At 60.9% G+C, this 18,535-nt stretch carries 18 protein-coding genes; 8 read left to right on the top strand and 10 right to left on the bottom strand.

Going from position 1 to position 18,535, the window contains the following annotated elements:
* Positions 1-75: 75 nt before the first annotated feature.
* The 3 genes from ACXADQ_RS20205 (at position 76) to ACXADQ_RS20215 (ending at position 4,591) form a co-directional block, all read left to right on the top strand.
* Complete coding sequence (locus ACXADQ_RS20205; protein ID WP_475325731.1) at positions 76-1,368, top strand: capsule biosynthesis protein; 1,293 nt, start codon at positions 76-78, stop codon at positions 1,366-1,368.
* A 92-nt stretch (positions 1,369-1,460) separates the two neighbouring features.
* Positions 1,461-2,597 (top strand): polysaccharide biosynthesis/export family protein, encoded by a 1,137-nt coding sequence (locus ACXADQ_RS20210; protein ID WP_475325734.1) that lies wholly within the window; start codon positions 1,461-1,463, stop codon positions 2,595-2,597.
* Between the two features lie 5 nt (positions 2,598-2,602).
* A complete protein-coding gene (locus tag ACXADQ_RS20215; protein WP_475325738.1) occupies positions 2,603-4,591 on the top strand; it encodes a capsular polysaccharide biosynthesis protein in 1,989 nt (662 codons plus the stop codon).
* 1 nt (position 4,592) lies between these two features.
* Here the strand turns inward: ACXADQ_RS20215 and ribD are convergent, their stop codons facing one another.
* The 8 genes from ribD to ACXADQ_RS20255 form a co-directional block, all read right to left on the bottom strand.
* Positions 4,593-5,684: a bifunctional diaminohydroxyphosphoribosylaminopyrimidine deaminase/5-amino-6-(5-phosphoribosylamino)uracil reductase RibD gene (gene ribD, locus ACXADQ_RS20220; RefSeq protein ID WP_475325742.1), complete on the bottom strand. Its 1,092-nt coding sequence runs from the start codon at positions 5,682-5,684 to the stop codon at positions 4,593-4,595.
* Positions 5,681-6,148, bottom strand: a complete 468-nt coding sequence (nrdR, locus tag ACXADQ_RS20225) for a transcriptional regulator NrdR (RefSeq protein ID WP_475325746.1) — start codon at positions 6,146-6,148, stop codon at positions 5,681-5,683. The genes ribD and nrdR overlap by 4 nt, the downstream gene beginning before the upstream one ends.
* A gap of 134 nt (positions 6,149-6,282) precedes the next feature.
* Positions 6,283-6,693, bottom strand: a complete 411-nt coding sequence (locus ACXADQ_RS20230) for a secondary thiamine-phosphate synthase enzyme YjbQ (RefSeq protein WP_475325750.1) — start codon at positions 6,691-6,693, stop codon at positions 6,283-6,285.
* A 72-nt stretch (positions 6,694-6,765) separates the two neighbouring features.
* Positions 6,766-7,398, bottom strand: a complete 633-nt coding sequence (locus ACXADQ_RS20235; RefSeq protein ID WP_475325753.1) for a hypothetical protein — start codon at positions 7,396-7,398, stop codon at positions 6,766-6,768.
* The gene (gene rpoD, locus ACXADQ_RS20240; protein WP_475325755.1) at positions 7,395-9,380 is read right to left on the bottom strand and encodes an RNA polymerase sigma factor RpoD; all 1,986 of its coding nucleotides are present in this window, start codon (positions 9,378-9,380) and stop codon (positions 7,395-7,397) included. Before rpoD ends, ACXADQ_RS20235 begins: the two co-directional genes overlap by 4 nt.
* Before the next feature lie 150 nt (positions 9,381-9,530).
* Positions 9,531-11,486, bottom strand: a complete 1,956-nt coding sequence (gene dnaG, locus ACXADQ_RS20245; RefSeq protein WP_475325757.1) for a DNA primase — start codon at positions 11,484-11,486, stop codon at positions 9,531-9,533.
* A 40-nt stretch (positions 11,487-11,526) separates the two neighbouring features.
* Positions 11,527-11,859 carry a hypothetical protein gene (locus tag ACXADQ_RS20250; RefSeq protein WP_475325761.1) on the bottom strand — a complete coding sequence of 111 codons (333 nt, stop codon included), beginning with the start codon at positions 11,857-11,859 and terminating at the stop codon, positions 11,527-11,529.
* Between the two features lie 66 nt (positions 11,860-11,925).
* Complete coding sequence (locus ACXADQ_RS20255; protein WP_475325765.1) at positions 11,926-12,522, bottom strand: DUF6151 family protein; 597 nt, start codon at positions 12,520-12,522, stop codon at positions 11,926-11,928.
* A 337-nt stretch (positions 12,523-12,859) separates the two neighbouring features.
* On the opposite strand from ACXADQ_RS20255, the gene ACXADQ_RS20260 reads away from it, so the two are divergent.
* From ACXADQ_RS20260 to ACXADQ_RS20270, 3 genes are read left to right on the top strand one after another with little or no spacing between them, the layout of a single operon-like run.
* Positions 12,860-14,581: a pilus assembly protein TadG-related protein gene (locus tag ACXADQ_RS20260; RefSeq protein ID WP_475325769.1), complete on the top strand. Its 1,722-nt coding sequence runs from the start codon at positions 12,860-12,862 to the stop codon at positions 14,579-14,581.
* Positions 14,578-15,111, top strand: coding sequence for a TadE/TadG family type IV pilus assembly protein (locus tag ACXADQ_RS20265; protein ID WP_475325772.1), 534 nt, complete (start codon positions 14,578-14,580; stop codon positions 15,109-15,111). The genes ACXADQ_RS20260 and ACXADQ_RS20265 overlap by 4 nt, the downstream gene beginning before the upstream one ends.
* Positions 15,111-15,668: a TadE/TadG family type IV pilus assembly protein gene (locus ACXADQ_RS20270; RefSeq protein ID WP_475325774.1), complete on the top strand. Its 558-nt coding sequence runs from the start codon at positions 15,111-15,113 to the stop codon at positions 15,666-15,668. Before ACXADQ_RS20265 ends, ACXADQ_RS20270 begins: the two co-directional genes overlap by 1 nt.
* Before the next feature lie 8 nt (positions 15,669-15,676).
* On the opposite strand, the gene ACXADQ_RS20275 is transcribed toward ACXADQ_RS20270, so the two are convergent.
* Positions 15,677-16,159: a hypothetical protein gene (locus ACXADQ_RS20275; protein ID WP_475325776.1), complete on the bottom strand. Its 483-nt coding sequence runs from the start codon at positions 16,157-16,159 to the stop codon at positions 15,677-15,679.
* Positions 16,160-16,200: 41 nt separating this feature from the next.
* On the bottom strand, positions 16,201-16,788 hold the full coding sequence (locus tag ACXADQ_RS20280; RefSeq protein WP_475325778.1) for a TetR/AcrR family transcriptional regulator: 588 nt from the start codon (positions 16,786-16,788) through the stop codon (positions 16,201-16,203).
* 107 nt (positions 16,789-16,895) lie between these two features.
* Here ACXADQ_RS20280 and ACXADQ_RS20285 point away from each other — a divergent pair, with 107 nt between their 5' ends.
* A complete protein-coding gene (locus ACXADQ_RS20285; RefSeq protein ID WP_475325781.1) occupies positions 16,896-17,150 on the top strand; it encodes a hypothetical protein in 255 nt (84 codons plus the stop codon).
* 98 nt (positions 17,151-17,248) lie between these two features.
* A complete protein-coding gene (locus tag ACXADQ_RS20290; RefSeq protein WP_475325783.1) occupies positions 17,249-18,535 on the top strand; it encodes a homoserine dehydrogenase in 1,287 nt (428 codons plus the stop codon).

The following is an 18,535-nucleotide window of genomic DNA, read 5'->3' on the forward strand; positions in this document are numbered from 1 at the left end:
CGCCGTGATTGGGCCTTATTTTCGCCGTTGAAAGACGTTAAGGTTTTGGCAAAGAGCAGAGGCGAAACTGAAAAAATGCGCCAGGATACGACACAAAAACAGGTTTTCCTGTTCCTTCAGGGCCCGCACGGGCCGTTCTTTCACCGGCTGGGCCAAATGCTGCGCAAGGCCGGGGCAACGGTGTGGCGCGTCGGGTTCAACGCGGGCGACCGGGCCTTTTGGTTTGGCGCGCCGGGATATATCGCCTATGACGGATCGCCCGAGCACTGGCCCCAGGAATTTGCCCGTATCGTAGCCGAAAAAGGCGTGACGGACATTGTTCTGTATGGCGATACCCGCGACATCCATGCTCAGGCGGTCGCGCAGGCCAAACGCGCCGGGCTTTCTGTTCACGTGTTCGAAGAGGGGTATTTGCGCCCCTTCTGGGTCACCTACGAGCGTGGCGGTTCAAACGGCCACAGCCGCCTGATGGCGATGAAAGTCGCGCAAATGCGCAAGGCGCTGGCCACCTCGGATCTGGATACGCCCGTGCCCCCGGCCAGTTGGGGCGATATGCGTCAGCACGTCTTTTACGGTGCGCTGTACCATTGGTTCGTGATGTTCCGAAACGGTAATTACCCGCAGTTTCGCACCCATCGCGACCTTTCTGTCAGCCGTGAATTTTCCCTGTATCTCAAACGCTTACTGCTGATGCCCCTGCATTGGGCCGAGCGTCGCTTGGCCGAACGGCGCATTCGCAATGGTGGATTTCCCTATCACCTGGTGCTGCTGCAATTGGAGCATGACAGTGCGTTCCGCATGCACTCGCCCTTCGATAAAATGACCGATTTCGTGGACATGGTGCTGCACGGATTCGCCGAGGGCGCGCCACGTCACCACCACATCGTCTTCAAGGCGCACCCGCTGGAAAACGGGCAGCTGCCGCTGGCGCGTCATATCCGCGAGCAGGCCGCGCAATTGGGCATCACCGATCGTGTGCATTTCGTGCGCGGGGGCAAACTGGCGCAATTGCTGAATGATGCGCGCAGCGCGGTGACCGTGAATTCGACGGCCGCGCAGCAGGTTCTGTGGCGCGGAATTCCGCTCAAGGCCTTCGGCGCGGCGGTCTATGACAAGCCTGAATTCGTCTCGACCCAGGCTTTGCCCGACTTCTTTGCGCGGGCCGAGCGGCCCGATCTGGCGGCCTATCGTGACTATCGCCGCTACCTGCTGGAAACCAGCCAGGTTCCGGGCGGCTTCTATTCCTCTCGCGGGCGTCGGCAGCTGTTGCGCCAGGTGGTCGATATGATGCTGGCGGGCGATGATCCGTATGATGCTTTGAAACAAGGCACAGCGGCTCCGAGGCAACAGTTGCGTCTTGTCCGCTGACAGACACAACCTGTAGCGCTGGATTTTTCCTCTGGATTCCGGTAAGTTGTCGGCAATAATTGAGGCAAAAAACAGGTCGAGGAGACCAAGCAGTGACTTCCCAAGCAACTCGACGGGTGAAATCCGTCGCTTTTCTGGTGATCGTGGCCGTTGTTGCGGCCTGCGGTCTGCCGCGTACGGGTCCCACCAAACGCGAGATTTATGCGGGCTCGGTTCAGCGCGAGGGCGACGCGTTTGTCGTCTCGGTCAATGACCGCGTCACCCGCGCCACGTCGGTCGTGCCCGCACTGGGCTTCGGCAATAACTTCACCCGCGCCGGCAAGCTCGGCTCGGATATCATTCGTCCCGGAGACACGCTGGGCCTGACCATCTGGGAAAACGTCGAAGACGGGCTTTTGGCAGGGGCTGCGGCGAACTCGACCTCGCTGGAAGAAGTGCAGGTTGACGGGTCGGGCTTTATTTTCGTGCCCTACGCGGGCCGCATCCGTGCTGCGGGCAACACGCCCGAGGCTCTGCGCCGCATCATCACCAAGAAACTCGAAGACCAGACCCCGGACCCACAGGTGCAGGTGCGCCGGATGGCAGGCGATGGTTCGACCGTGTCGCTGGTGGGCGCGGTGGGCTCGCAAGGTGTGCTGGCGATTGAACGCCCCACCCGCACGCTGGCTACGATGCTGGCCAGTGCAGGCGGTGTGACCATCGAACCGGAGATTGCCCAGATCACCGTGATCCGTGGCAATGCCCGCGGCAAGATCTGGCTGCAGGACCTGTATGAGCACCCCGAACTGGACATCGCTCTGCGTGGCGGAGACCGGATTCTGGTCGAGGGGGACACACGTTCCTTTACCGCCTTGGGTGCGACCGGCAGCCAAAGCCGCGTCAACTTCGAAAGCAAATCCTTGTCCGCAATCGAAGCGATCGCGCAGGTCGGCGGGCTGGTCCCCACGGCCTCGGATCCGACGGGTGTCTTCATCTTCCGCAACGAACCGGCCGAGATCGCCAACCAGGTGCTGGGGCGCAGTGATTTGGTGGGCGAACAGCGCATGATTTACGTGCTGGACCTGACCAAGCCCAACGGCATGTTCATGGCCCGCGATTTTGCCGTGCGCGACGAGGACACGCTGTATGTGACCGAGGCGCCGTTCACGCAATGGGACAAAACGATTGCCGCGACCTTTGGCTCGCTCAGCACCGTCAGCTCGTTCCAGACATTGGGCACCGGGGGCTAAGCCCCTTGTCTAAAACACAAAATTCAGCCGCTGTGGGGGATGCCTCGCGGCGGCTGGCCTATTTTAACGCAGGTTTTCTGACCCAGTCACGCGTTCGCCGGATCATGGAGCTGGCGGGCTGGGATCTGCGGCTGTTCAAGCCTGGCGACACGGATCTGATCGGGGTTTGGGGCCACACGAAATACGCCGCGCGCGGCGAGGCGGTGGCCGAGCGCACAGGTGCCGGGATCGTGCGGATCGAGGATGCCTTCCTGCGCTCGCTGTTTCCCGGACGTGCGGGGGAACCCCCTGTGGGGCTGCTGATCGACCGGCAGGGCATGCATTACGATCCCGCTCAGCCTTCGGAACTCGAGGTGTTGCTGCGCACCCATCCCCTGGATGACGGTCATCTTCTGAACCGCGCGCGGGCCTGTATTGAACGCCTGAAAGAGGCCGAGCTGAGCAAGTATTCCGGCTTTGATCCCGAAACGCCCCTGCCCGATCCGGGTTATGTTCTGGTGATCGATCAGACCCGGGGTGATGCCAGCGTTACCAGGGGCGGCGCGGATGCGAACACGTTCCGCGAGATGCTGTACTACGCCCAAGAGGAAAACCCCGACGCCCGCATCGTGATCAAGACCCATCCGGAAACCGCGCAGGGGTTTCGCACCGGGTATTTCTCGGATCAGGATCAATCGGACCGGATCAGCCTGTGCACGGACGCGGTTTCGCCCTGGGGACTGCTGCAGGGGGCAACGCGGGTCTATACCGTGTCGTCGCAAATGGGGTTCGAGGCCATTTTGGCCGGACATCGCCCCCGGGTTTTCGGGCGTCCTTTTTATGCCGGATGGGATCTGAGCGACGATTTTCACCTGCAACCTCGGCGCGGTCGCAGCCTGACCCGCGCTCAGCTTTTTGCGGCGGCGATGATCCTCTATCCGATCTGGTACGACCCGTATCAGGACCGGCTGTGCCAATTGGAGGACGTGATTGACGGGCTCGAGGCGCGCGCCCGGGCCTGGCGCGAGGACCGGCTGGGTTGGACGGCCAGCGGGATGCGTCTGTGGAAACGGCGCCCGCTGAACGAGTTTTTTGGCTCGGTCAAATCCGTGCAATTCGGGCCTGCGAAACCTCCCCGGCGCCACATGGTTTGGGCCAATCGGTCTGCGGACGCGCCCAAGGCCGTGCGGATCGAGGATGGCTTTTTGCGCTCGCGCGGGTTGGGGGCCGAGCTGACCCCACCGCTGAGCCTGGCCTGCGACGATCTGGGCATCTACTACGATCCCTCGGGCCCCAGCCGGTTGGAGCATTGGATCGCCAAACGCGCCAATCTGCGGGGCGATCAACAAGACCGGGCCCGCGACCTGATCCACACGATCACAAACCACGGGCTAAGCAAATACAACCTGTCCAGCGCGCCCACAGACCTGCCCGTTGGGCGCAAAATTCTGGTGCCAGGACAGGTCGAGGATGATGCCTCTATCCTGTTGGGAACATTGGATATTTCCACCAATCAACAGCTGCTGTCGGCCACCCGCAAGGCCAATCCCGGCGCTGTGATCCTGTACAAGCCGCACCCGGATGTGCTAGCCGGATTGCGCCCCGGGGACGTGGACGCGCAGGAGGCCGATCTGGTTGTCACGGGCGATCCGGCCACGGTGTTGGGGCAGGTTGACGAGGTCTGGACCATGACCTCGACCCTGGGGTTCGAGGCCCTGCTGCGCGGGGTCAAAGTGGTGACGCTTGGCCTGCCGTTTTACGCGGGATGGGGACTGACGCGCGACATGGCCCCGGTGCCGGATCGACGGCGTGTGCATGTCTCGCTCGAGGGGCTGGTGCATGCCTGTTTGATCGACTATCCGCGCTATCGCGATCCGGTCACGGGCGCGGCCTGCCCGGTCGAGGTGATCGTGGACCGGCTGAGCAGTGGCGAAGGCCTGCGCCCCCGTCCCAGCCTGCGCCTGTTGGCCAAGGCGCAGGGGCTGCTGTCCAGCTATGCGTATCTGTGGCGGTGACTCAGGCGCGGTGCCAGCGGTGCAGCACATCCGCGCCGACCTGACGGGTCTCGATCAACGAAAAGCGCGGTGCCTCTGCCAAACGATCCAATCCCAGTGCCCCCAATGAGGGCCGGCCCTCGGCGCCCAAAGCGACACCAGCGGTAAATCCGACCAGCTCGTCCACCAAATCCGCCGCCAATAACGAGGCCGCCAGCATCCCGCCGCCCTCGCAGAAGACGCGGGTCAGGCCCTTGGCCCCCAGTTGTTCCAGCACCGAGCCTGGATCGATCTGCCGCCCCTGCAAGCGGCATTCCAGCAGGGTTGCGCCCAGCCCTGTCCACGCGTCCAGAAGGTTCGGATCAGTGCCCGGCCCGTGGCAAATCCAAACCGGAACATCCTTGGCTGTTCGCGCCAAATTGCCCATCAGCGGCAGATCCAGATGGCGCGAGATCACCACCCTCACCGGCTGGCGCGCAGGTGTAAAGCTGCGAATATTCAACGAGGGATCATCCGCCCGCGCCGTGCCGCCGCCGACCATCACAGCGTCATGGGTCGCGCGTTGCGCCTGCACCATCTGGCGCGCTTCGGGGCCGGTTATCCACTGGCTTTCGCCGCTGGCCGTGGCGATCCGCCCGTCAAAACTGTTGGCCATCTTCAGTGTCAGCCACGGGCGACCGATCTCATTGCGCTGGAAAAAGCCAGCATTGTCGCGCATCGCCTCGTCCGCCAGCATACCTGTCTGGACCTCGATCCCGGCGGCGCGCAGCATGTCGAACCCCTGCCCGTTCACGCGCGGATCATTGTCCGTCAGAGGCGAGACCACCCGGGCAATCCCCGCCTCGATCAAAGCCTGCGAGCATGGCGGAGTTTGGCCGTAATGGCTGCACGGTTCCAAGGTCACATAGGCCGTAGCACCACGGGCCAATTCGCCCGCCTGTGCCAGGGCCTGTGGCTCGGCATGGGGCCGCCCGCCGGGCGCCGTCCAGCCCCGTCCGACAATCCGCCCATCGCGCACGATCACGCAACCCACAGCGGGGTTCGGCCAGGTATTGCCCAGCCCGCGCCGACCCAAAGACAGGGCCAGCTTCATGTAACGCTGATCGGTGCTCACTCTTCTGGCGGAACGTCTGGGCGCAGCTCGGACACGAACTTGTCAAAGTCGTCGGCCGCCTGGAAGTTCTTGTAAACACTGGCAAAACGCACATAGGCGACAGTGTCGATGCGGGCCAGGGCCTCCATCACGATTTCGCCGATTGTTTTGCTGGGAATGTCGGTTTCACCCATGCTTTCCAGCCGGCGCACAATGCCGCTGATCATCTGGTCGATGCGCTCGGGTTCAACCGGGCGTTTCTGCATGGAAATGCGGATCGAGCGTTCCAGCTTATCCCGATCAAAGTCCTCGCGGCGCCCGTTGGATTTGATCACCACCAGGTCGCGCAGCTGCACGCGTTCATAGGTCGTAAACCGCCCACCACAGGCCGGGCAAAACCGCCGTCGCCGGATCGAGACATGATCCTCGGCCGGTCTGGAATCTTTTACCTGAGTGTCAATATTTCCGCAAAACGGGCAACGCATTGCAGGTCCCCTTCTTTCTTCACCGCCTCTGGTGTTGGGTTCATGCCCAACTTATCCACAGCCACTATAGGTCAGCCGCTAGGGTTTGGGTAGAGGGGAAATGCAACCGCTAGATTAAGGGTTTGACTGCCGTTTCAGGCCAAATGCGCGGCCACTTGGCGGGTGTGCGGCGCGTCGCGATGTTCGAACAGGTATATGCCCTGCCACGTGCCCAGAACTGGGCGGCCATTCGCAACCGGAATGGACAGGCTGACCGGCATCATCGCGGCCTTGATATGGGCGGGCATGTCGTCGGGGCCCTCGTAGGTGTGGGTCAGATAGGACATGCTGGGGTCGGTCGTCGGCGGAACCAGCCGCGCGAAATAGTTGCGCAGATCGGTCTGCACCTCAGGGTCGGCGTTTTCCTGGATCAGCAGGCTGCACGAGGTATGCCGGACGAACAGCGTCAGCAGCCCATCCCCACGCCCCGAGGCCCAACGGGTCACCTCCCGCGTGAACTCATAAAGCCCCTGCCCGCGGGTCTGGATCGAGAAAGTGGTTTGCATCAGCCCATCCTAGCCGTGATCACCATGGTTACAACCCGCAGCGCCTGACCCTGGTTGGCGAGACACTTTACATCAAGGTGAGGTGCCGCCATTCAATCTGTCGAATTCCGAGCGGCTCAACAGAAACGGACTATTCTTAAAATCTTTCAGCGCTTCACGTGCCGCATTCGCCTGGCCTCGAACGTTTGCTACCTCCGCTTCGCGACGAGTCCCGGTCAAATCAGACAGAGGAGGATAACCTTTTGTTTGACCGATCTTCCTCAGATCGCTGTACAATCTGCCATAGAGAACTTCTGCAGTCAGGCGGATCGGTAGAATGGTTGGGTTCACCTGGGCGCGTTTTTGGGTATCAAAATCTAGGTGCGCGCTAGCTGTATCGCGAAAGGTCTTCACTTCATTCCAAAGTTGTAGGAAAGTGCCATTCCATTCCGAAGCTTTAAGGGCATCTTTAAGCTGTTTTCTTATCAGGTCTTGATCCGCCCTACTGGGATATAGCGTCTTCGAGTGCGAGCCTTGACCATCGCTCCCGAAAATCTTGCACCAATCTACCGCAATCGTGTCCATCAAGGCACCTTGATACACGCGAAAGAAGTTTAGGGGCAGTTCCTGCTCTGTCCGAAGCCCATCAAAAATCAGGCATCTTTGAAGCAGCTGCCTAAGCAAGAAAAGCGCTTCACGGCGATGCCTGACCTCTTTTTCCGTCACTGATCCAAGAAGCTCCGCAGTTTCCGCGACCGCGAGGGGTGTTTGAGTTTCCGCAGGGCCTTGGCCTCGATCTGGCGGATACGTTCGCGGGTCACGCTGAACTGTTGGCCGACTTCTTCGAGTGTGTGGTCGGTGTTCATGCCGATGCCGAAACGCATGCGCAGCACGCGTTCTTCGCGCGGGGTCAGGCTGGCCAAAACGCGGGTCGTGGTTTCCTTCAGGTTCTCCTGAATGGCGGAATCCAGCGGCAGCACGGCGTTCTTATCCTCGATGAAATCGCCGAGCTGGCTGTCTTCCTCGTCCCCGATGGGGGTTTCCAGGCTGATCGGCTCTTTGGCGATTTTCATCACCTTGCGGACCTTTTCCAGCGGCATTTGCAGCTTGGCGGCCAGTTCTTCGGGGGTCGGCTCGCGGCCAATCTCGTGCAGCATCTGGCGGCCGGTGCGGACCAGCTTGTTGATCGTTTCGATCATGTGAACTGGGATACGGATGGTGCGGGCCTGATCCGCGATCGAGCGGGTGATGGCCTGACGGATCCACCAGGTCGCATAGGTCGAGAATTTGTAGCCACGGCGGTATTCGAACTTGTCGACGGCCTTCATCAGGCCGATGTTGCCTTCCTGGATCAGGTCCAGGAATTGCAGGCCGCGGTTGGTGTATTTCTTGGCGATCGAGATCACCAGACGCAGGTTGGCTTCGACCATTTCCTTCTTGGCCTGACGCGCCTCTTTTTCGCCCTTCTGGACCTGAGACACGATGCGGCGGAATTCAGGGATGTCCAGGCCGACATACTGACCGACCTGCGCCATGTCGTTGCGTAGTTCTTCGATCTTGCCGGTCGAGCGTTCCATCAGCATCTGCCAGCCGCGCCCGGTTTTCTGAGACATCTCGTCCAGCCAGGTCGGGTCCAGCTCGCGACCGCGATAGGCCTCGATGAATTCGCGACGGTTGATGCGGGCCTGGTCGGCCAGCTTGACCATGGCGCTGTCGATCTGCATGACGCGGCGGTTGATGCCGTACAGCTGGTCGATCAGGGCCTCGATCCGGTTGTTATGCAGGTGCAGCTCGTTCACCAGCTCGACGATTTCGGCGCGCAGCTTCTGATACATCGCCTCGTCGCGTTCGCTGAACGATCCATCCTCGTTCAGCGTGGCCGAGATCCGGCTGTCCTGCATTTCCGCCAGTGTTTCGAAGTCATAGGCGATGCGGTTCAGCGTTTCCAAAACCTTGGGTTTCAGCGCTGCTTCCATCGCCGCCAGGCTCATGTTGGCCTGTTCGTCGTCATCGTCATCATCGTCGTTGTTGGTGATCGGGTTGCCGTCTGCGTCCAGCTCGGGCTGGGATTTTTCCTCGGTCTTGGTGGCCGTGGCGGCGTTGGCATCGACAACGGGTTCTTCTTCGTCATCGTCACCCATCTGATTGCCAAAGGTGGTTTCCAGATCGATCACGTCGCGCAGCAGAATGTCTTCGGACAGAAGTTCGTCGCGCCAGATGGTGATCGCCTGAAAGGTCAGAGGGCTTTCGCACAGACCCAAGATCATGGTGTTGCGCCCGGCCTCGATCCGCTTGGCGATGGCGATCTCGCCCTCGCGGCTCAGCAGTTCGACGCTGCCCATTTCGCGCAGGTACATGCGCACAGGGTCATCCGTGCGGTCCAGTTTTTCCTGGCCCGTGGCGGCAACGGTGACTTCGCCCTGTTTCGAGGACACGTCCACAACGGCGGTGGATTTGGCCTCTTCTTCCTCGACCTCGTCATCCTCGATGATGTTGATACCCATTTCGGACAGCATCGACATCACGTCCTCGATCTGTTCCGAGGAGACCTGATCGGGCGGCAGAACCTGGTTCAGCTGGTCATAGGTGATGTAGCCACGCTCGCGCGCCTCGGCGATCATCTTTTTGACGGCGGCCTGGCTCATGTCCAGGGAAACTTCGGCGTCCTGATCTTCGGTCTTGGCGTCGTCGTTGTCTTTAGCGGCCATGTATTACTCCTGCACGGTGCGGCGTCGCGGGCGCGATGATGTGTAATGACTTCAGGTCGTCGGGTGATTTGCTGGCCGAATCATTAGCGCGTCTGAGTGATTCGAAAACCCGTATTACCTGATTTAATGAAGAAATCCCCTCGGAAACGACTAATGTCCCCGCTTCGAGAAGGAAATTTTACCCAGAAGGTCGTCCAGCGCCGCGCGTTCCTCCCGTTTGATTCGGGCGCCATTCTTGCCGACATCGTATTCGGCCTTGTCTTCGTTCTCGCTGCGGACCGCGCGGTTGCGGGTCTCAGCAGCCTGTTGCAACCGCCAAGTGACGGCTTCGTCCGCGATGCCGGTCAGCTCTTCTTCGGCTTCGGCAATTTCGGCGGACAGGCCCTGCTTGGCCCTGAGTTTCGCCAGTTCTTCGGCCACGGTCATGCGCGCGGCTTCGGCATCGCCGGCGCGGCGCACAGGCGGGGCTATGGCCACATGGGGTTGCGCGAACAGGGTTTCAACCCCTTCGGGGCCCATGACGTCGGCCATCCAGTGTTCCAGGTCCTGGTGCGGGCCATCATACGCCGCGCGCAACAGCAAATCGCGCATCATGGCGTGGTCGCGATCAACGCACTCCATCGTCTCCAGCCCGGCCTCGAATTCCAGGATAATACTGGGGTTCCGGATCAGCGTGGCCAGGATCACGGCCTCGCGCAGACGGTCCTGCACCTCGTCCCCGGCCGCCACCAGCGCCGAGTTCCGCGTGGTGCTGACGGGCACCGGCGTTTGCGGCTTGCGCCAGTCCTGCCATTTGCGTCCCCCGGCCGAGGGCTTGCGGTTTTGCCGGAACAGGTCCCAGCGCAGATCCTTGATCGCCTGACCATAGTGCGACCGCAACGAGGGATCCTTGATCAGCATGATCTTTTCGCGCAGCGCCTTGTCCAGCGCGGCCTTGCGCTCGGGGCTGTCAAAGACTTTGCCCTCGGTCTCGCGCTGCCAAAGCAGGTTCACCATCGGCACGGCCGCATCCAGCACCGCCTGCACCGCCCCCGCACCCTTGGCGCGGATCAGGTCGTCCGGGTCCATGCCTTCGGGCATCAGGGCAAAGCGCAGGGATTTGCCGGCCTCAAGCAGCGGCAGGGCCAGATCAATCACACGCATTGCCGCGCGCAGTCCGGCCGTATCACCATCCAGCGCGATGATCGGTTCAGGAGAGATCCGCCACAGCAAATGCAGCTGGCTTTCGGTGATCGCGGTGCCCAGCGGAGCGACGGTGGCGCCAAACCCAGCCTCGGACAGTGCGATCACGTCCATGTACCCCTCGGCCACGATCAGCGACTGCCCCTTCCCCGAGGCTTGCCGCGCGGGCCCATGGTTATAGAGGTTGTGTCCCTTGTCGAACAGCTCGGTCTCGGGCGAGTTCAGGTATTTGGCGTTGTCATTGGGGTCCATCGCGCGGCCACCAAAGGCGATGCAGCGCCCGCGCGCGTCCCGGATGGGGAACATAATCCGGTTGCGGAACACATCATACGGCCGCTTCCCCTTGGTCGAGGGCTTGGCCAGGCCAGCCCCCAAAATCAGATCCTCGGACACGCCCTTGCCGGTCAGGTGGTCCCACAGGTTCTGCCAGCCATCCGGAGCAAAGCCGATCTCGAACCGGTCCTGCGTGTCCTGCGCCAACCCGCGACGATCCAGATAGGCACGGGCTTCCTCGGCTACAGCGCGTTTCAGTTGCAGGCGGAAAAACTGCACCGCATGCTCCATCACCTCGGCCAATTGGGTGCGCCGATCCGCCTTGGCCTGGGCCTTGGGGTCGGATTTGGGAATCGGCATTCCCGCCTCGCGCGCCAGAATCTCGACCGCTTCCATGAAGCCGACATTTTCCGTTTCCTGCACGAAGTTCAGCGCGTCCCCCTTGGCGTGGCAGCCAAAGCAGTAGTAGTACCCCTTGCGGTCATCCACATGGAAAGACGCAGTTTTTTCCTGGTGGAACGGGCACGGCGCCCACATGTCGCCCTTGCCCTGATTGGACTTGCGCGTGTCCCAAATGACCTTGCGCCCCACCACCTGAGACAGGCTGGTGCGGGAGCGTAACTCATCCAAAAATCCGGGCGGAAGCGACATGCAGCGAATATAGGCCAGTCAGCAGACAGTGCAAACGGACTCAGCCGTCGAACTTCAGACAGGCCTCTTCAAAGGCGGTCACCGTGTCCTGATTCAGCTGCCGTTCGGGGATCGAATAGATCCACGCCACCAAGACATCCACGTTGGCCTCGTATTTGGTGCCCTTGATCGGATCGGATTTCAGAACGGCCTTGGTCGCGCGTTTCTGGCTGCGCTTTTTGTTGCGCTGTTTGATCGCGCCTTCGACAATGCCCGCCTGGATGCCGCAGCGTTCGGCGCGTTGCTCGGGCGTTTCCTGCGCGGCGGGACCGGATTGCGCAACAGCGGTGGTCGAGATCAGACAGGCAAGAACAATGGCGACAGAACGGATCATGGGTCGGCTTTCCAAAATGGCGGTTGCTTTGTTGATGCCAGCCTCGGGCGCCTTCTGCAAGCGGGGTTAAGGCGCGGCGGCCTTGCGTTCCTCCAGCGTCAGAACCTCGGGCTGTGCGATCCAGTCCCTATCCTTGGTCAGGAACGGGTTTCGGCCTGCGCGCCCGGACAAATAGGCCGAGATCAATCGCAAGATCATTTTGGTGCCGATCCTACCCATTTGTTTATCTTCGCTGGGCGCGCCCGTTCCGCTTGGGGCGTACGAGGTAAAGGCGTGCCCCCAGATCGGGCCCATCTGGGCCTTGACGCCTTCGGCCTCGGGGGGATGCACAACGATCCCGGCAAAGGGCAAAGTCCGCCGCTGCAACGTATTGAACATCGGCGTATTGCAGCATTTCGCATACCATCTGCACAGACCGTTGGGGCTGAGCCGCTGCAAGCCCAGCTGATCGGCACCAGAAACAAAGGTAATCGCATCGGGCGTGGTCTGGATCAGCTCGGTCCCGCCATGTTCGGGTAGGCGATACCCCAGATGCCGTGCCGAGGTCTGACAATCCTTGCAGTAGCATTGAATATGAGATCCCGCGGCTACCCCAGCAGCGGACAACCGCGCCTGAACCTGGCCACATCCGCATTGAAAATTCAAAGGCGATTTCTGTTTCATATCGGTCCCTCCGACCCACGTGATCGACACTTTGGAATCACCCACCAACGTTTGCGAGCATGACGTAAAGTCAAGCACATCCAAGCGCTGAATTTACCGCATTTCCGTCTCGGATTGAGCAAAACCCCACGGCCTAGACACCGGTATTTCATCCGATACGGAAACAATTCCCTCTGGCTATAACATATTGAACGATATGGGAAAAACAATCGTCCAGCTTCGCCCGGTTTGCGCCATATTTAGGCCCCTTTTTTAAACGACAAATATTCCTCGAGAGAGTCCGCTTGCACTCAGCTTTGGGCTCTTGTCGCTGAAACAACACCGTCTGGAACAGAACATGAAACCAGTGCAGGACAAACAGCAGGACCGCCTGCGTCAGGCCGGACGCCGCGTGATCGCTCACCTGCGTCGCTTCCGCAACGAGGAAGACGGCGTCATGGTCGCTTTCTCGATGCTCATGTTGCTGACCATGCTGGTCGTGGGCGGGATTGGCGTGGACATCATGCGCTATGAAATGGATCGGGTGCGGCTGCAAAACACGCTGGACCGCGCCGTGCTGGCCGCGGCCGATCTGGATCAGGAACTGAACGCGCGCACGGTTGTTCGAGACTATTTCACCAAGGCAGACCTGGTCCAATACCTGACCAATATCGACGTCCAAGAGGGGCTGGGCTCGAAACGGGTCGAGGCCACGGCCGAGGCCGATATCAACACCTTCTTCCTGAAGCTGATGGGGATCGACACCCTGACCGCCCGCGCCAATGGGGCCGCCCAGGAAAGCATCGACGGGCTTGAGATCTCGCTGGTGCTGGACGTGTCCGGTTCGATGAGCAGCAACTCGCGTCTGACGCGACTGAAACCTGCCGCGCGTGACTTCGTGTCCGCGATCCTGAATTCGTCTGACACGGGGAACACCTCGATTTCGGTGGTGCCCTATGCCACGCAGGTCAGCGCGGGGGCGTTGCTGTTGGATGAAATGGATGTGACTAGCGAACACAGCTATTCGCACTGTGTGAACTTTGATTCCGACGCCTTTAGCGATACCGGCCTTGTGGCGGGGGAAACCCTGGAACGGACAGGCCATTTCGACCCGTGGAGCTATAGCTCGGTCGACGACGAAAACTTGACCTGCTCGAACTGGTCGCACCGGGAAATCCTGCCCCTGTCCGGCAGCGTTTCAGATTTGCATAGCTATATCAATGCATTGGACGCCGAAGGAAACACCTCGATCGACGTCGGAATGAAATGGGGCACGTTGTTGCTGGATCAGGATATGCAATCCGTCGTGACCGAGTTGATTGCGGATGGCGAAATCAACTCGTCGTTTGCCGGGCGCCCTGTTGCCGCGGGCGAAGGCGGCCTGATGAAAATCATCGTGCTGATGACAGACGGTCAGAACACCTCGCAATACTATCTGCGGGATGACTATCGCGAGGGCGGCTCGGGCATCTACAAATGGTCCGAGGATGACGATGACGACTATTGGTCAATCTTCCGCGAAAGCACAGGGATGTATTACTGGTTGCATGACAACCAATGGCACAACGTGCCTTATGGCGACGATCAGGAAGAAACCACGACCTATGAAGAAACAGAGGTCTGCCGCACCGAGCGGGTCAAAGAGCGCGTCTGTGGCTACAACGCCAGGAAGCCCTGGAAATGCAAAAAGATATGGGTCGATCGCGAAGTGTGCTCAATGGAAAGCACCCCAGTCACCACGATGACCGACCAACCGGGCAACGCCATCGAGATGAGCTTTCCTGAACTGTGGAGCAAAAAACCAACGCGCTGGTATTATGATTGGTCTTGGCTGAACGACCCCGACACCAGTCATGGCAGCTCGACCAAGAACACGCGCATGGATTCGATCTGCGACGCGGCCAAAGACAGTGGCATCATCATCTATACCATCGGCTTCGAGGCCCCGTCTTCTGCCGAGACGCTGTTGAAGGCCTGCGCCAGCTCGGACGGTCACTATTTCGATGTGGACGGTCTTGAGATCTCGGATGCCTTCTCGTCCATCGCCGCGTCGATCCGCAAACTGAGGCTAATCCAATGACGGGTCTGTTCAAACGCATGAAACGTGGATGGCGCGACGAGCGCGGCACCGCGTCCGTGGAATTCGTCGTGGTGTTTCCGTTCTTCCTGGGGGTGCTGTTGTCCTCGTTCGAGCTGTCGATGATCACCATGCGGGAAACCATGCTGGAACGAGCGCTGGACCTGACGGTCCGCGATATCCGGCTTTCGACCGGCACCGCGCCTCAGCATGATGATATCAAGGAACAGGTCTGCGATCTGGCCCCTGTGATCCCGGATTGTGAACAGAACCTGCGGCTGGAAATGGTCAGCATCGACCCGCAGAACTGGGTCGAGCCTGACTCGGTCTTTGACTGCACCGACCGGTCCGAAGAGGTGCAGCCCGTGCGCAGCTTTGTGAACGGGATGGACAATGAACTGATGTTGCTGCGCGCCTGCGCCAAGTTCGAACCGATTTTCCCCGGCGCAGGTCTGGGTAAGCAGTTGGACAAGGATGGTGCAGGCATGGCCGCGTTGATCGCGACCTCGGCCTTTGTACAGGAGCCGATGTAATGACTATGGGACGTAAATTGCTGATGGCGCGTCTGCGCGCCTTTGCCCAGGACACCCGGGGCACCGTCGCCGTCGAGGCGGTGATCGCGCTGCCGATCCTGTTCTGGACCTTCCTGGCCTCGTTCGTTTATTTCGACGCCTACCGCCAGACCAGCATCAACATCAAAGCCGCCTATATGGTAAGCGACGTGCTGTCGCGCGAAACAAACGCGATCGACAATGATTACATGGATGGCATGATGTCGTTGTTCGATTACCTGACCAATGCCAACGACCCGACCAAGCTGCGCGTTACCGTGGTGCAGTGGGACGAAGAAGATCAGCGTTTTCTGCGCGATTGGTCCCAAACCCGTGGCAGCGTCAGCGCATTGCGTTCCAGTGACCTGACGGGGATTGCCGACAAACTGCCGGTGATGTCTGACAACGAACGGGTAATCCTGGTCGAAACCTGGAGCAGCTATACCCCGCCGTTCTCGGTCGGTCTGGCCTCGAGAGAGATGTACAATTTTGTCACGACCAGCCCGCGCTTTGCGCCATTGCTGGCCTGGGAAAGCTGAGCAGCGCGTTAGCCGCGCTGCGCCAGCATCGCCTCCAGCATTTCTGCCATGAACTTGGTCTGGGCGCCCGGCAGGACGCCGCCAATGCCCACGCGCTTGCCAAATCGCCAGTAAACGCCCGGCTGCCAGGCGCGCATGCCGCCCGTATTCAGACGAATGGTAAACCCGTTCGAGGGTTTCACTGCAAAAGTCCCGCGCGACACGCCGGCGATTTCGTCCATCGCGGCAATCACCGCCCCGGTGTTGTCATGCAGGCCCTGCGCGCTCAGCTGGATCACCAACTCTGTGGCGCGGCGCATCTTTTCGGCCACGAATAACGCCCCCGCCCCTAAGATCAGCAAGAACACCTGCCAGCCGATCGTCGCCGGAGGCGTGGCGAAGGCCACATAGATCAGCAGCCCGCCCAACAGGGCCAGCATGCCAATGCCCATCCAGCGGCGTGGTGGCGAGGCCTGAGCCGTGGCCAGAATTTCGGTCGATTGGTCCTGCATATGCGCTCCTGCTCGGTTGGGCGATTCCCGGTGGCGCAGCTTTACGCCGAAACCGCCTTTTGCACCATGGCCCAATAGATGTGTTCCACCTCGTCCACGCTCAGGCGTCCAGCGGTGCGGTACCAGGTGGTCACACCCGTCACCATGGCAATCACGGCCATCGTGGCCACCTTGGCATCCGGGATCTGGAAACAGCCCTCGGCAGTGCCATCGCGCAGGATCTGTTCCAGATGGTCTTCGTAGCGGCGACGCAGACCCTCGATCACCACGAAATTGTCCGGCGTGAGGTTGCGCAGCTCCATATACGAGATGAACACCTCGTCCGGGCGTTCCAGGTGAAAGCGGATGTGAAACCGGGTAAACGCCTCGAGCCGCTGGCGCGCCGAGCCGGAATGGTCCTCGGCCTCCCATGCGGCCAGCAGATCTTCCATATGGCCCCGCAGCAGATCAAACAGCAGCGTTTGCTTGTCGGGAATATAGTTATACAGCGCCCCGGCCTGTACGCCGACCTCTTTGGCGATCTGGCGCATGGACACAGCCGCAAAGCCATGCTGCGCGAACAGGCGCAATGCCGCCTGTTGCAATCGGGGACCTGTGATATCGGAATGGGAACCTGTCGTGCGTGCCATGGCCAGACTGTATCTGATCGCCGAACCAGAGCAAACCGAAACCCCAAGACTTGCGGTCATGGTCGATTTCAGGGCACATATCGCGCAGTGTTTTCTTGGATGGTCCCATGCGCATTGGTCCCTTTTGTCTTGGTTTGCTGGCATCTGCCGTGATGGGTGGGTGTACGCAATTGCCCGATCTGGACAGCCAGATCACGCCTGCTGCCAAGGCCGCGCCTTACCCTGCGCTGGTCCCTCTGGATCCGCTGTTGGACCAAGCCGCAGCCAGCCAGACCACCCAAACCACCACTGGTGCGCAAAATGCACGGGCTGCTGCTTTGCGCGCCCGAGCGGCGCAGATGCGGGCGCAAGCCGGACAATAGGCGCGCAATTCACGCCAAATCTCGATTTGCCAAGTTGCATGGCCCCGCTGGAAACGATACATCCCGGCTGAATAATAAACTTCTGTCAGGAGGCTTCGATGAGCCAACCCTTGCGTCTGGGCATTGCTGGACTGGGCACCGTCGGGATCGGTGTCGTGAAAATTATCCAACAGCAGGCGGACCTTCTGACTATGCGCACCGGGCGCGCCGTGACGATCTCGGCGATTTCGGCCCGCACCCGCAACAAGGATCGCGGCGTGGACCTGTCGGCCTACGCGTGGGAGGACGACCCGGTCGCCCTGGCCAAACGCGATGACGTGGATGTCTACGTGGAACTGATGGGCGGCTCGAACGGGCCCGCCAAAGCCTCGACCGAGGCCGCGCTGGCCGCTGGCAAGGACGTGGTCACCGCCAACAAGGCCCTGCTGGCCCTGCATGGTCAGGCGCTTGCCGAACAAGCCGAAGCCGGTGGTCAGGTGATCCGCTACGAGGCCGCCGTGGCCGGTGGCATCCCCGTGATCAAGGCCCTGACCGAAGGTCTGGCCGGCAACGCCATCACCCGCGTCATGGGCGTGATGAACGGCACCTGCAACTATATCCTGACTCGGATGGAGGCCACCGGCCAGGGCTATAACGCCCTGTTCGACGAGGCCAACAAGCTGGGTTATCTGGAGGCCGACCCCAATCTGGACGTGGGCGGCATCGACGCGGGGCATAAACTGTCACTGCTGTCCTCGATCGCCTTCGGCACGCAGGTTGATTTCGACGGGGTCGAGCTGGAAGGCATTCAGCGTATCTCGCTTGAGGATATCAAGGACGCGGCCGACATGGGCTATCGCGTGAAACTGCTGGGCGTCGCCCAGATGACGGAACGCGGGCTGGAACAACGCATGTCGCCTTGCCTGGTGCCTGCGAACTCGCCCCTGGGCCAGCTGGAAGGTGGCACCAACATGGTCGTGATCGAAGGCGACAGTGTCGGGCAGGTCGTGCTGCGCGGCGCCGGTGCGGGCGAAGGTCCCACCGCCAGCGCGGTTCTGGGCGACATCTGCGATATCGCGCGCGGCTATCGTTATCCGGTGTTCGGCCAGCCCGCTGCGGGTCTGACGGCGGCCCCGCGGGCCAAGTCGGCCACGCCCGCCCCCTATTACCTGCGCCTTGCGTTGCAGGATAAACCGGGCGCCTTGGCCACCATTACCTCGATCCTGGGCGAGGCCGGGGTGTCCATCCACCGGATGCGCCAGTACGACCACAAGGACGATATCGCGCCTGTTTTGCTGGTCACCCACGCCACCACCCGCGCCGAGCTGGACGTGGCCCTGACCGCCATGGAAAACACCGACGTGGTCACGGCCGAACCGGTCGCTCTGCGGATCGAGACCGTCTAA

Source organism: Thalassovita sp. ABM4_323, assembly GCF_056158665.1.

What these genes read in the sequence shown, in the direction of transcription:
- ACXADQ_RS20250 (WP_475325761.1), bottom strand. Translation starts at nt 11,859, where the DNA reads ATGATCCGTTCTGTCGCCATTGTTCTTGCCTGTCTGATCTCGACCACC.
- ACXADQ_RS20205 (WP_475325731.1), top strand. Translation starts at nt 76, where the DNA reads ATGCGCCAGGATACGACACAAAAACAGGTTTTCCTGTTCCTTCAGGGC.
- ACXADQ_RS20255 (WP_475325765.1), bottom strand. Translation starts at nt 12,522, where the DNA reads ATGAAACAGAAATCGCCTTTGAATTTTCAATGCGGATGTGGCCAGGTT.
- ACXADQ_RS20275 (WP_475325776.1), bottom strand. Translation starts at nt 16,159, where the DNA reads ATGCAGGACCAATCGACCGAAATTCTGGCCACGGCTCAGGCCTCGCCA.
- ACXADQ_RS20230 (WP_475325750.1), bottom strand. Translation starts at nt 6,693, where the DNA reads ATGCAAACCACTTTCTCGATCCAGACCCGCGGGCAGGGGCTTTATGAG.
- nrdR (WP_475325746.1), bottom strand. Translation starts at nt 6,148, where the DNA reads ATGCGTTGCCCGTTTTGCGGAAATATTGACACTCAGGTAAAAGATTCC.
- ACXADQ_RS20270 (WP_475325774.1), top strand. Translation starts at nt 15,111, where the DNA reads ATGACTATGGGACGTAAATTGCTGATGGCGCGTCTGCGCGCCTTTGCC.
- ACXADQ_RS20265 (WP_475325772.1), top strand. Translation starts at nt 14,578, where the DNA reads ATGACGGGTCTGTTCAAACGCATGAAACGTGGATGGCGCGACGAGCGC.
- ACXADQ_RS20285 (WP_475325781.1), top strand. Translation starts at nt 16,896, where the DNA reads ATGCGCATTGGTCCCTTTTGTCTTGGTTTGCTGGCATCTGCCGTGATG.
- ACXADQ_RS20280 (WP_475325778.1), bottom strand. Translation starts at nt 16,788, where the DNA reads ATGGCACGCACGACAGGTTCCCATTCCGATATCACAGGTCCCCGATTG.
- ACXADQ_RS20260 (WP_475325769.1), top strand. Translation starts at nt 12,860, where the DNA reads ATGAAACCAGTGCAGGACAAACAGCAGGACCGCCTGCGTCAGGCCGGA.
- rpoD (WP_475325755.1), bottom strand. Translation starts at nt 9,380, where the DNA reads ATGGCCGCTAAAGACAACGACGACGCCAAGACCGAAGATCAGGACGCC.
- dnaG (WP_475325757.1), bottom strand. Translation starts at nt 11,486, where the DNA reads ATGTCGCTTCCGCCCGGATTTTTGGATGAGTTACGCTCCCGCACCAGC.
- ACXADQ_RS20290 (WP_475325783.1), top strand. Translation starts at nt 17,249, where the DNA reads ATGAGCCAACCCTTGCGTCTGGGCATTGCTGGACTGGGCACCGTCGGG.